Source organism: Amycolatopsis sp. NPDC024027, assembly GCF_040638975.1.
Classification (GTDB): Bacteria; Actinomycetota; Actinomycetes; order Mycobacteriales; family Pseudonocardiaceae; genus Amycolatopsis.
Genome location: NZ_JBEZYY010000016.1, coordinates 13,213 through 27,245, shown reverse-complemented (window position 1 = coordinate 27,245; position 14,033 = coordinate 13,213). Strand labels below are relative to the sequence as shown.

Annotated in this window: 14 protein-coding genes and 1 tRNA gene; 6 read left to right on the top strand and 9 right to left on the bottom strand. The window is 64.7% G+C overall.

The features are described 5' to 3' along the window. The first annotated feature begins 237 nt into the window (after window positions 1-237). Window positions 238-321, top strand: a tRNA-Leu gene (locus AB0F52_RS32740). Here the strand turns inward: AB0F52_RS32740 and AB0F52_RS32735 are convergent. Genes AB0F52_RS32735 through AB0F52_RS32705 form a run of 7 tightly spaced genes read right to left on the bottom strand, consistent with a single transcriptional unit; the run spans window position 303 to window position 5,931 of the window. After that, on the bottom strand, window positions 303-2,051 hold the full coding sequence (locus AB0F52_RS32735; protein ID WP_360179467.1) for a recombinase family protein: 1,749 nt from the start codon (window positions 2,049-2,051) through the stop codon (window positions 303-305). The two genes, AB0F52_RS32740 and AB0F52_RS32735, sit on opposite strands and share 19 nt — an antisense overlap. Further along, the gene (locus AB0F52_RS32730) at window positions 2,041-2,202 is read right to left on the bottom strand and encodes a hypothetical protein (protein WP_360179465.1); all 162 of its coding nucleotides are present in this window, start codon (window positions 2,200-2,202) and stop codon (window positions 2,041-2,043) included. The genes AB0F52_RS32735 and AB0F52_RS32730 overlap by 11 nt, the downstream gene beginning before the upstream one ends. Beyond that, window positions 2,199-4,370, bottom strand: a complete 2,172-nt coding sequence (locus AB0F52_RS32725) for a cell division protein FtsK (RefSeq protein WP_360179463.1) — start codon at window positions 4,368-4,370, stop codon at window positions 2,199-2,201. The genes AB0F52_RS32730 and AB0F52_RS32725 overlap by 4 nt, the downstream gene beginning before the upstream one ends. Continuing rightward, a complete protein-coding gene (locus tag AB0F52_RS32720; RefSeq protein WP_360179461.1) occupies window positions 4,360-5,085 on the bottom strand; it encodes a hypothetical protein in 726 nt (241 codons plus the stop codon). Before AB0F52_RS32720 ends, AB0F52_RS32725 begins: the two co-directional genes overlap by 11 nt. Continuing rightward, window positions 5,082-5,411, bottom strand: coding sequence for a hypothetical protein (locus AB0F52_RS32715; RefSeq protein WP_360179459.1), 330 nt, complete (start codon window positions 5,409-5,411; stop codon window positions 5,082-5,084). The genes AB0F52_RS32720 and AB0F52_RS32715 overlap by 4 nt, the downstream gene beginning before the upstream one ends. Then, on the bottom strand, window positions 5,408-5,740 hold the full coding sequence (locus tag AB0F52_RS32710) for a WhiB family transcriptional regulator (RefSeq protein WP_360179457.1): 333 nt from the start codon (window positions 5,738-5,740) through the stop codon (window positions 5,408-5,410). Before AB0F52_RS32710 ends, AB0F52_RS32715 begins: the two co-directional genes overlap by 4 nt. Further along, window positions 5,737-5,931 carry a helix-turn-helix domain-containing protein gene (locus AB0F52_RS32705; protein WP_360179455.1) on the bottom strand — a complete coding sequence of 65 codons (195 nt, stop codon included), beginning with the start codon at window positions 5,929-5,931 and terminating at the stop codon, window positions 5,737-5,739. Before AB0F52_RS32705 ends, AB0F52_RS32710 begins: the two co-directional genes overlap by 4 nt. A gap of 165 nt (window positions 5,932-6,096) precedes the next feature. On the opposite strand from AB0F52_RS32705, the gene AB0F52_RS32700 reads away from it, so the two are divergent. Both AB0F52_RS32700 and AB0F52_RS32695 read left to right on the top strand, forming a co-directional pair. Beyond that, window positions 6,097-6,471: a helix-turn-helix transcriptional regulator gene (locus tag AB0F52_RS32700; RefSeq protein ID WP_360179453.1), complete on the top strand. Its 375-nt coding sequence runs from the start codon at window positions 6,097-6,099 to the stop codon at window positions 6,469-6,471. A 15-nt stretch (window positions 6,472-6,486) separates the two neighbouring features. After that, window positions 6,487-7,779: a tetratricopeptide repeat protein gene (locus tag AB0F52_RS32695; protein ID WP_360179451.1), complete on the top strand. Its 1,293-nt coding sequence runs from the start codon at window positions 6,487-6,489 to the stop codon at window positions 7,777-7,779. Here the strand turns inward: AB0F52_RS32695 and AB0F52_RS32690 are convergent. Both AB0F52_RS32690 and AB0F52_RS32685 read right to left on the bottom strand, forming a co-directional pair. Beyond that, window positions 7,765-8,313: an NUDIX hydrolase gene (locus AB0F52_RS32690; RefSeq protein ID WP_290050088.1), complete on the bottom strand. Its 549-nt coding sequence runs from the start codon at window positions 8,311-8,313 to the stop codon at window positions 7,765-7,767. The two genes, AB0F52_RS32695 and AB0F52_RS32690, sit on opposite strands and share 15 nt — an antisense overlap. Window positions 8,314-8,355: 42 nt before the next feature. Continuing rightward, complete coding sequence (locus AB0F52_RS32685) at window positions 8,356-9,525, bottom strand: hypothetical protein (protein ID WP_360179449.1); 1,170 nt, start codon at window positions 9,523-9,525, stop codon at window positions 8,356-8,358. Between the two features lie 595 nt (window positions 9,526-10,120). Between AB0F52_RS32685 and AB0F52_RS32680 the strand changes: the two genes are divergently transcribed. The 3 genes from AB0F52_RS32680 (at window position 10,121) to AB0F52_RS32670 (ending at window position 13,046) form a co-directional block, all read left to right on the top strand. Next, window positions 10,121-10,363, top strand: a complete 243-nt coding sequence (locus AB0F52_RS32680) for a hypothetical protein (RefSeq protein WP_360179447.1) — start codon at window positions 10,121-10,123, stop codon at window positions 10,361-10,363. Window positions 10,364-11,073: 710 nt separating this feature from the next. Continuing rightward, window positions 11,074-11,442 (top strand): signal peptidase I, encoded by a 369-nt coding sequence (locus AB0F52_RS32675; RefSeq protein ID WP_360179445.1) that lies wholly within the window; start codon window positions 11,074-11,076, stop codon window positions 11,440-11,442. Window positions 11,443-11,495: 53 nt separating this feature from the next. Beyond that, on the top strand, window positions 11,496-13,046 hold the full coding sequence (locus tag AB0F52_RS32670) for a hypothetical protein (protein WP_360179443.1): 1,551 nt from the start codon (window positions 11,496-11,498) through the stop codon (window positions 13,044-13,046). Window positions 13,047-14,033: the final 987 nt, after the last annotated feature.

The following is a 14,033-nucleotide window of genomic DNA, read 5'->3' as shown; positions in this document are numbered from 1 at the left end:
CCTCCAGGTCCTGAGGGCGCTAGAACGCGCTGGCTTGCCCGGCGAATCCTAGGAAGCAGAACCGGTCTTGTAAACCGTATGAGCAACCGCGTTTCCCAGGCAGCGACCGGGTGCCACGGCGCCTGGATCGATGCAGAGCCGCGAAACCGCCCGATGATGCCAGACCCGGTCCGGCGGCGGACCCGGACCCCCCCCTGAACGAGGGGGCGGAGTGGCCGTATACTCTTTTCTCAGCAGGTCCGAGTGGCGGAATGGCAGACGCGCTAGCTTGAGGTGCTAGTGCCCTTAACGGGCGTGGGGGTTCAAGTCCCCCCTCGGACACACGCATTATTCACCCGCAAAGAGGCCGTCACGTCGACGGCCTCTTTTTCGTGGTCGAACCGCAGGTCAAGCCGCAAGTCCCGGTACAGCTGCGCCAGCCGGCCTGGCTGACCGTCGGCCAGTGCGGCGCTGACGTTGCCGAGCGAGTCGATCATCGCGTAGACCTCTGCCTCGCCGAGTCCCGCAGGCTCACCAGCGCTCATCAGTTCCGCCTGAGCTGCCGCCCGATCGGCTTGCGCCCGGTTGATGCCCTCGATGACGGCCGACGGGTCCACACCCGCGGAGATGGCGTTCTGGAACCTCTGCAGCCTGGTTTCCGCATCCTCCAGTTCCTTCCGTGCGGGCCCTTCGTCCGCTGTCCGCGGTGTCGGCTGAGCCTGAACCAGTTGTTCAACGGTCCGGGCGATGTTCTGCCGGTCGAACAGGCTGCCGATCCAGTCGTTCAGCGCGTCTCGCAGTGGCTCTTCCTTGAGGTAGATCGTCGGTGGGTGCGTGAGCAAGGCTGGCGAGCCTGGCGTGAGTGTCCTGGCCGGGCAGCGGTAGTACATGCCGTGCTTTCGCGGGCTGCCTTCCATCTTCCGTCCGCAGGCGGCGCACCGAATGAGTCCACGGAACAGGTACGCGTGCTTGACCGTGCGTCCGGCGCGTTCGGTCTTGCGCGCAGTTCGTAGCCCGCCGGCCGCTTTGGCTCGTCGCATCAACTGCGTTTGCGTGAAGTCCTGGACAGACACGATCTCGGGATGTGCAGGCTTACGGGAGCGAACCACCCGATCCGGCTTGGCGCGGCGGAACCGCACCACATTCCCGGCCGCGACGTCGTCAGGATCAAGCAGCATTTCCTGCCGCGCCCACCGCCCGAAGAACGCGAACCCGGTGTAACGCGGGTTCTCCAGAATCGACCGCACCGTGCTGCCCTGCCAGCCATCGGCAAGGCGGTGCCGGTTCTGGTCCGGCCGCCGCGCCGACGGGCAGGGAATGCCGTCGCGATTCAGCCCGTTCGCAATCGCCCGATCCCCATTGCCGGCGAGGTATTCGGCGAAGATGCGACGCACGACCTCGGCGGCCGACTCGTCAAGGGTGAGCAGGCGCAACCGGAATCCCTCTGCTGCCTTCCTCGGGTTCGGATGCGGTCCGCCGTCCACGACTACGTACCCGTACGGCGCCCGGCCGCCCTGGTGACGTCCTTCGTTGACGACCTGCGCGTCCATCGCGGCTCGCACGCGGGCTTGAACGTGCTGCCGTTCCGACTCGCTCATGCCGCCGAGCACGCTCATCAGCATCTTGTGCGACGGGTTCCGCGGATCGAACTTCCCGCCCAGCTCCGGGACCCACAAGTCCACGCCGTAGGCAGAGAACCGCGGCGCGATGAGCGAGAACTGATTCCCGAACCAGCACCGGGTGCCTTCACCTACGACCAAGGCATTCCAGCCACGACGCGGATTCTTCAGTGCGGCCAGCAACTGCGACGCCTCGGTTCGCCGGTCCCACGGCACAGAACGCGACTGCCCGATGTCGAAGAACTCGGCCACGATCCGGCCGCCCAGCGGCTCGACGAACTTCCGCGCGTTCCCGAACTGCCAGCCGCGAGAGGTCTCCGGGTCCTGGTTGTCCTCCGTCGAACACCGCCCGTAGACGGCCAAGGCGCCGATCCCTTCGTCCACGGGCTCGGCCACCTCCAGTCCAAGGATTTCGTCTAATTTCGACCACGGGTCGCTGATTTCAGCGGACATCGGTCGCCTCCCTTGCCGGTCCGTCGAGCACCGGCACCTCGGTCAGTTCGATCAGTACGGCCAGCAACGCGCGCGCAGCCGCGGGCGTCAGCTGTGGCAATCCCGCAGGTAGGATAACTCGATATGCCTGACCTTCCACCCGCGCACTCATGACGGATCACCGGCCCCGGTGGGCTCGCCGCCAGCGCGGACACGTTCGACAGCTCGGCGGATATCAGCGGTCAGGTAGCCGCGCACCTGCCGCGTCTCGCCGTCTTCGCTGGTCACGCGATCGCGAGTCGGCCGACATCCGACCTCGCTCATCTGCTGGGAGAACGTCCTCCGATCGGCGTCCAACGCCTCCAGTAGCTCGGCCGTCGGCACGAAGTCGCGTCCGTCAGGGCCGAGGTCGTCACCCAGGTAGGTGACGAGCGAGGCAAGCGGTTCGGGCAGCTCGGCCCGCGGTGCGGCCGTACCCGCGCCAAGAGCGTGCGCGACGGCTGCATGGTCGAGCGTCGGCATCGTGTCGTGGCCGGCAGCGTGCCCCGTGAGCGTCCCCTCGGCCTCGCGCAGAGCTCGCCCCTGCTGGCAGATGGTCTGCCAGTCCTCGTTCGGCATGTAGTACGTCCGGACCGTCATGGCCAGCACGTCGGCCCCGGCCGCCGTGTCGCCGTCCGGTCGCAGGACACCTACGCCCTTGTGCGAGGCCAGCAACCGCGAGGAGTCGAATCCGCGGGTGTTCATCTGCTCGCCAAGCACGATGTTGGAGTCGCGCCAGTCCATCACCCGGAGCGCGAACCGCGACCCGAGAACCGCGCGGAGCCCGGACGGGATGGTCTTCGAGTCCGGCCGTTGTGTGGCGAGGACAAGCACGATCCCGGCCGCAGGCCCCTTCTTCGCCAGCCACGTCAGCAGTTCGCCGACGTATTCGCCGGCCCCGAGCTTCTTCCCCTGTACGTCAACGGGCGTGCGATCTTCGAGCGGTACCTGAACCTCATCGATGAAGATCGCCGTGATTGGCATGTTCAGCGCCTTGTCCCGCGACATCTCCGGCGTCACCTTCGACTCCGGGCACACGATGTCGTCAAGGTCCCGCATGCGCCGGTACCGGCCTTGAACCTCGGCGACCAGCTCGGCGAGCCAGTCGATGAGGGCCAGGACGTGCTCGGGTTCGTCGCCGGCCATGAAGCGGTGGGCGACCTGCGCGGCCGCGATCCAGTCCTTTCCGGCCTTGAAGTCCGCAACGTAGAGCCGCACCCACGCGTCCAGAACGAGGCCGCTCGCTGCCAGTCGGGCGGCGAAGGTCTTTCCCTGCCGAGGAATCGCACCGATCAGTAACGACGTCCACACGAGCGGAAGGTCAATCCGCCGGTCTCGTGCGTCGCGTCCGAACGGGACCGCTCGCCACGCGTTCCAGCGCGTCACGCCGAGCAACGGCGTCTGGAGCGGCGGCCGGGCATACGGGTCCTCATCGGCGACCCACATCGAGATCCGCCCGGCGTGCCCGCCGTTGCCGCGCACGCGCTCGACGATGAGCTGAACTTCGTCGACCGCGAGCGCCGACGCGAGCGCATCCCGGTTCTTCACGACGTCCGCGGCCTTGCGCGTCGCCGGCAGGTCCACGGTCACGGCCCACCCGTCGCCCACGCGAGTCGCGCGCTCGACTAGACGAAGCGTCTCATCCTTTCCGATCAGCTTGGCGTCTCGGAACGCGTCCACGAGAACCTGCGGGTCCATCGTCCACGTCAGCGTGCGCGGCCCGGCAAGCGCGGGTTTCCGTCCCGGGCTGCCGTCCTTGCGTCGGCCCAGGACCGCGAGCGCCAACGACGCGGCAGCCCCGCCGATCCACAACGGATCGGCGCCGTACAGCAGATTCACCACCGCGACCACCAACGCCGCGATAGCGACCACGGCGCCGGTGACCTTCCAGCGGAACAAGGTGAGTTCACGGATCTCCGTGAACTTATCGGCAAGCTTCTCCGACTCCTCGGCGGCTGTCCGGTAGTCGTTGACCTTTATCCAGCCACGCCACGACCGGACTCCGACCACGATTCCGCGGACCACGGCACCGGCGTACCGGGCCGGTGACTTGACCGCCCAGACCGCGGCATCCTTCGCAGCCTGCACCGCTTGCGGCTTGCTCTTGAGCCACAGGGGCACTCGCGGCGAGTGCTTCCACCACCGAGCGAACCGACGTCGGACAGTCCGAGCGCGCGGCTGGGGCAAGGTGTCGTCGATCAACTCGCCGTCGAGCACCGGGCCGACGTGCTCGACGTCCCCTGAAGCCACCCGAGCGAGCCTGGCACTGCCGTTCACCTCGGCATCCGATTCAGCGGTCATGGCGCACCTCGTCCGCAAGCGCGGTGGCCAGCCGAGACGACAACCCGCGCGAGCACCCGGTGACCTCCCGGACCCATGCCGGCGTCACCTTCACGTCGGGCGTCCACGCTTGACGCGCCTCGGCGAGGTAGTCAGCGAACAGCCGCCGCGCAGGTCGTTCACGGGCAGGCGCTGGCAGTTCATGAACGTTCGAGGCGTTCACGTGTGCCACCTGAACGGCGTCGGTGAGCTTGTCGCGCAGGTCCGTGACGGCCTCGGCCGCGACGAACACGACCATCGGCGGCACGGAGTGCAGAACCACACCGGCCGGCGATCCGGCCGCCCACGACGACCAGGTGTTCATGACGTACGTAGCCGCCAGCGTGAGCCACTTCGCTGCTCGGACCCACCGTCCGGTGTGGACCTGGTATCGGGCGGTCACCTGTTCGGCCCGCAGGATCGCGAGGAGAACAAGACACACGGTCGGGTCCAGCAGCCACGCCGTCAGCCAGGGCAGCGACCCGAAGGCAGCTCCGGCGGCGGCGAACCACTGCACGTTTGCCGTCGTGAACGCCAGGCCGAGGATGATCCCGGCCCAGCACAGCCGGTCGACCTGAGCGCGGATTCGCTCGACCTGGAGCGCAACCACGTCCGGGTGGGTGCGCCAGCGTCGGACGTCGGCCGCTTCGGCGGCATCCTGGGCGAGCCGCTGAGCGCGGGGTATCTGCTCGCTCATCGGCGACCACCGCCCCGGCGCGTGGTGTCCAGCGACGTTACGGTGAGAGCACGCGTCAAAACGTAGGCCGCGACCAGGTCCGGCGCGCCGAGCACCACGAGCAGCAACGTCGGGTTCCCAGGGTGCGTGATCACGAGCCACTGAACGCCGGCGAACGCCGAGCCCGTGAACAGCACGCGCCCCGCGAGCGAAACCACTCGGGCGCCTGCTCGTGCGGTCTCGGCAGCACGGCGCGCCTTGCGGGCGCCGAACCGCCATGTCGTGAACAGGGCAAACAGCACCGCGAGTCCGGCGAGAACCTGGGTAGGCGAGAGGGTGAGCGTCATCGCGCTTCACCTCCCCGTCGCCGCAGCCAGACGGGGTACAAGGTGCGCCGGTCGGTGTCCGGCAGCGCGCCCCACACGCCCAGCGTGTCCGGCCCGGCGGTACGCAGGTCGAGTTCGAGGCACTCATCGATCACCGGGCAGCCGGCACAGAGCCGCGTAGCCAGCTCCCTGTCCGGCGGATCGTCCCCGGTCAGCTCCGGCAGGTCGGCCCGCTCGAACGCCCAGAAGCACAGGCCGTCCCTGGCCACCACGTTCGTCAGCACGTCATCGGGCACAGCGGCGTAGCGGTCGAGCCGCGCAGCGATCGCCGCGTAGTCGTGATCGCTCATCGCGCACCACCGCCGAGCGCCCGCCGCAGCTCGGCAGCTGGGATGACGAGCCGGGAGCGGCGCCGCACAGCGCGCAGCTCGCCGACCCGGATAGCGCGATGGATCGAGTTGAGGTCGACACCGAGAAGCCACGCGGCGTCGGCCGGCGAGTAGAACGCCGGACCACCGGCGTCAGGAAGTTTCTTCTGCATTTTGAAGTCCCTAAAGTCATCACGCTGATTTGAGCGTGAAATGTGAGCTGATTTAGTCGCATGAAGGCGTGAGAATGGTCCGAATGCGCGACGCGGTGTGGATCTCGGCGCCGTTGAATCCGTCAAGCGCTAATGTCGGCGCTGAGGCGGACCACGGAGGAATGGGTGTCGGAAGACTGGGCGGCGGTCGCGAAGGCCATCAACGAGCGCGTGCACGAGCTCGGGTGGAAACAACGCGAGCTGGCCGAGCGCTCGCAGGTCTCCCAGGCGATCGTCCGCGAGATCCAGAACCACACCGTCGAGCGCAAGCGCAGTGACCGGACGCTCGAAGCGCTGGCCGTGGCGCTCGGCCTGCACCCGCAACACCTGCTCGCTGTGCTGCACGGCCGCATCCCGCCGACGCTGGGACAGCCCCGCGAGAACATGGAAGACGCCGTGTCGGCACGCCTTGCCGTCATCGAGCAGCGACTGACGTCGATCACCGAGCAACTGGCCGATCTCACCGAGCTGCTTCGCCGCGATGGGAAGTCCCGCGACTAGCGCGAGTCCTTTGTGGTGGGCAGCCGATTCGGCGGCCCGCCGGTGTTTCTCGTCGTGTGTCATGCCACTAAGAAACGGCATTTCCGCGTTGGCCGGCAGCTGGCAGCGGATGACAAGCACCGTGTTATCTCATGTTATTTACGCAGCTCAAGGCGCTTATCTGGCGGTCACGTCATGACCTCGACAACTGCTTTGCAAGCGGCCCGCAACGCGCTCGGTTGGAGCCAGGAAAAGCTCGCACGCGCAATCAACGCGCGCGCAGCGGCGCATGGATTGCCAGAGCGTTCGGTGGCGAGCCGGAAGACGGACATCTCTCGGTGGGAGAACGGGCACGTCATGCCCGAACCGCCGATGCGCGCGGTCCTGCGCGAGATCTACGGCCGCACCGATGACGACCTCGGGTTCCCGTCCGGCGACTTCGCCGGCCCGTCCGGTGACGAACTCGCCGAGCGGCTGATCATCGCTCGCCGCGTCGACGAGCAGACGATCGAGCTGTTCCGCGAGGAAGTCATCAGCGTCCGCCACGCTGACCGCCGGTTCGGCTCGGCGGCCCGGCTCGAACGGCTCCGCGGACAGATCACCGAGGTAGAGGGCCTGCTCAGGCACACGATCTTGCGCCGGGACCGGGCACCGCTGGCCAGCGTGCTTGTCGAGGCATCGACGCTGGCCGGCTGGAACTCGCTCGACATCGGCGCACTCGACCAGGCGTGGACGCACTACGAACGCGCGAAGTACGCCGCGATGGAGTCCGGCTCAGCCGCCCTGCTCGCCCACGCCACCGCTGAACAGGCATTCGTCCTCATCGACGTCGGCAACATCGATGACGCTCTTGCCCTGTTCGCGGAAGCGCGGTCGATCGGCGAACATGCTCCTGAGCTGCTGCGAGCCTGGCTCGCGGCCGCCGAAGGGGAGGGCCACGCAATCGCCGGCCACCGGGACGGCGCCCTTCGCTCGTTCGACGAAGCCGACACGCTCTTGCCGAACGAAGTCGTGCACCCCGAGCTGCCGTTCGTCTTCCTCGGCGGCAGCCACCTCGACCGTTGGCGCGGAAACGCCCTGGTCCACCTCGGCGCGCCGGAAGCGATCGAGCACCTCGAGCGCGTGGTCGAGGGCATCGGGTCGACGTCATTCGTCCGGGCCGGCGCCGCGGTGTACGTGGATCTCGCCCATGCGTACAGCGCAGCGGGCGACCAGGAAGCCGCCAGGACCTACGCGTTGCAGGCCCGGCGGATCATCTCCCAGGTTGGTTCCGTGCGATTGCGCCGCCGCCTTGAACGGCTCGTCCTGCCCGGCTCACGCCCGGCGTGAGTTGAGGTAGTAGAGCAGCGACACCAGCGTGCCGGAGCCGAGCAGTTCCTGACGCTGTGCAAGCTCGTTTACCCGCGACAGCGGCACCCACTCGACTCGGCCGACCTCTTCGGTGTCAGTCGGGTCTCCGATGTGCTCGGCCTGACGCCACAGGTACACGTCGACCGGGGCGGTGACCTGCCCGGGAAGCGGCTCGAAGCTCACCAGGTGCTCGGGCTCGCCGACTGGCTGCCAGCCGGACTCCTCGGCAGCCTCGCGCGCGGCGGTCCCCGCGGAGTCGTCGCCGTCGTCGACCATGCCGCCCAGCAGCTCGTAACCCCACTGCTCGGTGGCGAACCGGTAGCGCCACAGCATCAGCGCCTCATCCTGGTCGTTCACGATCAGCGCTATGGCGATCCTGGCCAGGTGCACCACGTGGTAGTCCCAGCGTTCGCCGTTCGGCGCCTCGACGTCGGTCAGCCCGACCTTGACCCACTTGTTGTCGTAGACCAGCCGCTCACCGAACGTCTTCCACGACCCATGTTCGTCAGCCACGCCGCGAGCCTACGGGCTACCGATTCCCGCCCGTACCGCCCTTCAGTTCGTCGGCCCGACAAGCCGAGCGATCCGACGTTGCTGCCGGACAGAACCGATTTCGACGGCCAAAGCCCGAGCACGCTGAGCGTGCGCGCGTCCCTCAACGCGCTCACCCATCGCAAAGAACGCCGTCGCCAGGTCCACTCGTAACGCCGTCTCCGCACGCGTGAACGTTGGATCGAGGCGGCTCAACGCTGTGGAGAGCACGTCAACGGCGTCCGGCTCGCCGATCCGAGCGAGCGCGTGCCCGCGCCAGCGCGCCAGATGGACCGGATCGAGCACGACGTAAGGACCCTCCACCGCGGACACATCGGCTGGTAGCAACCCCGCGGCGCGGTCGAAAGCTCTGAGACTCGCCGAGCGCTGGCCGTCTGCTGCGAGGGCTTCGCCATACGCAGCAGCGAGCCATGACCTGAGCAGGCGGCCGGCGACGTGTTGAGCCCGCCGCTCGGTGGCGCGCAATAGCTCGACGGCCGACGCCGTCTCGCCGACGTCGAGCAGCACGAACGCCTGCTCAGCGGCAGTGTGTACCTCGAACGCCGCGTCACCGGACTCGCGAGCGGCGGCCTTGGCGCGCTCGTAGAACTGCCAGGAGTCACCGACGAACCCCATGTCGAGCTGCTGCCAGCCGGCGAGCGTGCCGAATTCGGCGAGCAGGGCGCCGAGCTGGCTCCGAACCCCCGGAGTCAGACTGTGCGAGCGCAGGCGCGTGATCTGGCGGACCTTGGTGGACACCTCTTCGTGCGCCGTCGAGGCGCCCAGCTGCCGGTCAAGACGGCGCACCGCGGTCAACTGGTCTTGAAGCAAGGCCAGGACGTCGGCGTTCACGCGGCGAGCAGCGCTGAGCCGCTGCCGCAACTCCTCTTCAGCCGCCTCGACCGACCCGCGGACGGCGTTAGGTGACGACAGCAGGTCGTCGATCGGGAGGCCAAGCATCCGTTCGAGCAGGCGAGCAGTGGCCGGCCGCGGACGCCCGACCGGAGACCCGTCCGCCTTCCGTCCCGAGATCAGGCGCTGCAAGTGCCGCACGCTGAGCGTGCCGGGCTCGCCGAACGTGCGCGCGAAGCGCTCGGCGTCCTCAACGAACTCGGCGAGCGTCTGACTTCGCTCTCGGAGCTTGAGTTCCAGCACGGTGCGCGGCAGCTCGTCAGTCCCGTCCCCCGCTGCCATCTCCGCCTCCCGACGTGCCGCCAACGATATGTCCTCACTAAGTCGTCCGTGTGACCTGGCGCCTATATGAGCGCGTGAGCCAGGCTGATTTCAGATCTTACAGCCCGTAGTGGCTGGTCAGCCGGTAGGTAGCGGAGGGGCTTGTGAACGACGTACTACGGCAGGGGAGGGCCGCCGGACTGTACGTGAGTTGGCACCGGAGCGAGGTCGACGACCGCGACCACGCAGTGACCGACGAGGAGTTCTCCCGAGGCCGGCGCGACGCGCTCGGCCGGTACGAGGGACTGTGCGGGCACGTCGTGCTGCCGACGTCGATGCTCGTCGCGCCCGGCCGGCCGTGCGTCCGTTGCCGCGCGTTCCTGGCAGCTCGGACCACGCTCCCGGCAGTCGAACGGCGCCTTCACCCATCGCGGCACCGCAAGCCATCACGCTGGCGTCGCCTCTTCCAGCACGTCGGGCAGGCCAACGTGCCTGAACAGGCCCACTCTCACGGCGCCCGCACTTCTCACGCTCACGGGTCCCAGACTCCGGCGGGGGCGGGTAGCGCCCCGATCGCGCCCGTCCTCGCCGGACGCCACGAGCGGCGGAGCGAGCGATGACGACCGGGCTGATCATCGCGCGTCCGCTACCCGGCACGGTGGGCGAGACTCGCCGCATGGTCCATTTGTTCCCGCTGCTGGCCGACGCCGCCATGCCGGCGCGCCTGACCGCGTACTGCGACGCCACGTTCGGCCTCGGCGAACTGGAACTGCTGGAACGCCCGCTCGGGATGCCGTGCTTGGTCTGCCTCCAGCGCTCACCGCGCCCGACCGGCGAACTTCCGGCCGCCGAGTCGTGACACCACCCGTACGGGCCGTTCTGCCGACGTTTCAGCAGGAACTCGACCCGCTACTGCTCATGCCGGTCCGGCTGTTCATTGCATGCCTACTCGCCGACTGCAAGTGGAGTGACGACATCGCCGTTCGGAACGCTCTACAGCTCGGTGAACGATCCTTCGTGACGCATGTCGAATGCCTGCGTGCGGCGGGTTACTTGGAGGTCCGCACCCAGGGGGACCGCAAGAAACTCCGCTTGACGTCTCTCGGCGGGGATAGGTTCGCCGAGCACGTCGGCGCCCTGAGCCGGGTCACGTTCGCCGCTGTCAAACTCCTCCCGACCACTCGCTGCCCTAGCGACGACGGCGACGCGTGACACACACGAGCCACGTCTCGAACTGTCGTCTGCGGGCCCCATTGAGGCCAATCGTGACGAGCGTCCCGACGGCCGTCACAGCCGTCACCAGCGCCGTTCTCGCAGGTCGGCTGGTCTTTCGAGTCGTCACGCCAGATCGCGCGCCATGGCAAGTGCCTGGGACAGCTGTGACGGCCAATCTTCTCCAGTACGTCTGGCCTTCGCTGACAGAGGCTCACCGTTCGAAACGGTCCGGAGGGACGAGGAGTATCCAGGCTGCGTCGGCTCGCGCCGAGCTCAGACTTCGGATTCGATCAGATAGCCAGGAGCCGGCGACTCGGTGCCGGTGCTGCAGCTCGGAATCCGGGAGACGGTCGAATGAGCAACGAACTTGCGAGCGGACGTTGGACAGCTGGCAACGCCAACGACGACTCAGTCAGCACCCGCGGCTGGCTGGTGGGGCACTTCATCGACCCATCGCTAGGCGTCCGCGCCACCGAGGAGGTCGAAGTGAAGTGGGCGCAACACTGCGTAGGTGAGAAGCGCGCCGAGTGGACGTCGGGCGACCAGCGAACCACCCTCGTCATTCTGATCTTCGGCGAGTTCCGCGTAGACGTCACGAACGGAAGCAAAGTCATGAGCCGGCAGGGCGACTACGTCCTGTGGGGGCCGGGTGTCGATCACTCCTGGGAAGCATTGGCGGACTGTATAGTTTTAACCGTTCGTTGGCCTTCGGTGACTCCGTAACAGAAGTTGACACTCCACTGGTTCTGAGTCTGGCTAGAAGTTACAGTGTCGCCATGAGCGAGTCAGCAGTAGCGATATTTAGTGTCAGAAGTGCGAACACGCTGGAAGTATTCGAGAATGCACTAGGTGCGCTGGTGGAACTAGATGATCTCAAAGCTCTGTCATGCAGGGTCAAAGCCGGGTATGTCGGAAATCTTATCAGGCGTGTAAGTCGGGTCGAATATACCGCCGCGAATGACAAAGTCCGTCGACGGGATCGTTGGCAAGAGGAAGTTCCCTATGCTGCTGAAGAAGCCGAAAGGAAAGCTTTGGTAAGTGCTCTAACCTTTCACGTAGGCGCCCCGCAGTTACTTTGGTCGCCACGTTCGGCTTACGAATGCCTTGTTTTAAATGGTGTGACGATTGTTGAGTTGCTCCGGGCGCTGGATTATTCTAAGCCAAAGGAACCTCCGGTTGCTGTAGTCAGCTTCAGTGGTAACTCGCAAATGCCAATGAGATATCTATGGCGGTACTTGCCGCTCAGATATCTGATCACAGGTGGCTACATCTTGGAGCGCAGTCAATGGTCGATAGTTGATCTGGACTTCGATTACGGCGAGGAAGTTGTTGAAAATCAGGACTGGGCCAACGTTTCGCGCCCCTGGAAGCATAAGGGTATGTTCTTAGAACTAGATGATGATAGATACATCTATCTGGAACGGCAAGTCAGTGAACTTGATATACCTGAGGACCTGCGAGTGGCGCGACCAATTGAGCCGAGTGAGGAAATCTCTAGTAGGCCAGGCCCGCCGACTGAGATCGTTCTAGGTCGAATACCGTGGAAGACTTCTAAGGTTAGCAAATTAGATGATCCGGGATCAAAGGCGTTTCATAAAACTAGTCAAGAGCCTCTCGACCAGTGGCCGGACCCGGAGCAAGTTAAGAAGAAGATTATCTTGTATTGTCTGAATCGCGAGCACAAAGAACGTAAGTGGATTGGATTCGCGAAGGTTGGCTATATGTCCGAACGTGTTGAGGACGTCGAATACCTCACCTATGCGCTATGCAGTGCAATTCTAGACCTCAGTCTCGCGCCATATGACATTCGGGCCTCGGCAGATGGAACGCTGGAATTCGCTATTGATGTCTTACTGCCTAGTCGGTTTGGTCCGAAAAGAGTTACCACTGCTTGGAATGCCCAGAATGGTAAGAGGGTAGCTCTGTCTTCGGCGTATGTCTCTTCTGGTAGAAAGCCTCTGAGTGAGGCGATCTTGATTCCGGAACATGCTGCTGAAGGGGATTGGGAATCTTTCTATAATTGGATGTCTGGGCGTGCATCAGTATACGGCAAAGCTGTCGCGTCAAGTCCCTATCAGGCGACCGGTTTACTGTGGATCCCGCATGCGGCGAGCGATACGGCCAGAGCCTTCGCGCTATGGTCGAGAAGGAGTGGCCATGCGTCGCCACAGCGATTTAGGCGAAAGGCGGCAGGCGGCTATTGCACGCTCCTCTCGATCGGATTTCCGATAACTGGAGTAACCGAAGTTGTTGGTGCATTGATCATGGCCCAGGTGTGTCTCGGCTTGCGCGGCATCAAAAGTATTATCGAATATCGATACGATTAGTCGGATCGGATTCGAATGTATAGAACGCCGACTACCACTGCACTATTCAAGCGTGGAAGCGGTCAGCATTGCTGCTGTAGCGAGCACAAATGCGCAGGAGGCGCCGATGTGATTGCGTCTTTATCTTGACGACTATCACTTACTCACGTGGGAAAAAACTTCAAAGCGATCAAAAATCCACCATGTGGACCTCAGCTGCGACATCGTCATTTGTATTGTAGCAAGATCGGCAAGAGGCTGCACCAGATCGACTGGTATACCCGTCATTCGGAGTCGGTTGGCCCATACCCTCACTGCTCGCCTAAGCTGAGGTGACCGAAGCTGGCAGGCGTTAGAAAGAATCGCTAAATGGTTTTCCAGGCCAGCCGTGTATGGCGAGACTTGCTGACCGGTCCTACTGCTCTCAGGCAGAAGGGATGCGAACAAGCTATCGAAATGTTCGAACATTTGTCGTCGTCCGACGGGGTTGCCTCGACCGAACGAACCGGGCTTCTCGAAAGTCCAAATTTGATGCCGCCCTAAAGCGGTCGGCGATACGTGACCTGTAGTCTCTACGACTTTTCCAGTCAGTTGAGCTGTCTCTAGCTCGGCTAGAGTATGGAATGCGGGGGAGGCGTACCTAACTATTGCAGAACCAGAGACGTTGCGTTCAAGCCGCGTCAAGGTGCTATGTTGTGATTTTGATCGAGCAAACCGATAATACGGTTTGTGCCACAAGTTCCACTGTTTGGCTCTTGACCCGTAAAGGTACTCCGGGCGCTTGAACTGCAAGATCAAACTAAACGGCATTTGTGGTAATTGACGGCGCTTGGGTATTCCGAATGGTGAGTTTCTCCAATGTGAAGGTATGAGCGATAAGCCGCGAGGTCGTTCGATGTTGAGGATGCGCCATATGAGGTGATCGTGGCCGGGGTCTGTTGCCACATCAAATCCGGTCAGTTTTTCCAGGACTTGACCGGGTGAAAATATTCGGCGTGTTCCACCTTC

What these genes read in the sequence shown, in the direction of transcription:
- AB0F52_RS32735 (WP_360179467.1), bottom strand. Translation starts at nt 2,051, where the DNA reads ATGTCCGCTGAAATCAGCGACCCGTGGTCGAAATTAGACGAAATCCTT.
- AB0F52_RS32730 (WP_360179465.1), bottom strand. Translation starts at nt 2,202, where the DNA reads ATGAGTGCGCGGGTGGAAGGTCAGGCATATCGAGTTATCCTACCTGCG.
- AB0F52_RS32725 (WP_360179463.1), bottom strand. Translation starts at nt 4,370, where the DNA reads ATGACCGCTGAATCGGATGCCGAGGTGAACGGCAGTGCCAGGCTCGCT.
- AB0F52_RS32720 (WP_360179461.1), bottom strand. Translation starts at nt 5,085, where the DNA reads ATGAGCGAGCAGATACCCCGCGCTCAGCGGCTCGCCCAGGATGCCGCC.
- AB0F52_RS32715 (WP_360179459.1), bottom strand. Translation starts at nt 5,411, where the DNA reads ATGACGCTCACCCTCTCGCCTACCCAGGTTCTCGCCGGACTCGCGGTG.
- AB0F52_RS32710 (WP_360179457.1), bottom strand. Translation starts at nt 5,740, where the DNA reads ATGAGCGATCACGACTACGCGGCGATCGCTGCGCGGCTCGACCGCTAC.
- AB0F52_RS32705 (WP_360179455.1), bottom strand. Translation starts at nt 5,931, where the DNA reads ATGCAGAAGAAACTTCCTGACGCCGGTGGTCCGGCGTTCTACTCGCCG.
- AB0F52_RS32685 (WP_360179449.1), bottom strand. Translation starts at nt 9,525, where the DNA reads ATGGCAGCGGGGGACGGGACTGACGAGCTGCCGCGCACCGTGCTGGAA.
- AB0F52_RS32680 (WP_360179447.1), top strand. Translation starts at nt 10,121, where the DNA reads ATGACGACCGGGCTGATCATCGCGCGTCCGCTACCCGGCACGGTGGGC.
- AB0F52_RS32675 (WP_360179445.1), top strand. Translation starts at nt 11,074, where the DNA reads ATGAGCAACGAACTTGCGAGCGGACGTTGGACAGCTGGCAACGCCAAC.
- AB0F52_RS32670 (WP_360179443.1), top strand. Translation starts at nt 11,496, where the DNA reads ATGAGCGAGTCAGCAGTAGCGATATTTAGTGTCAGAAGTGCGAACACG.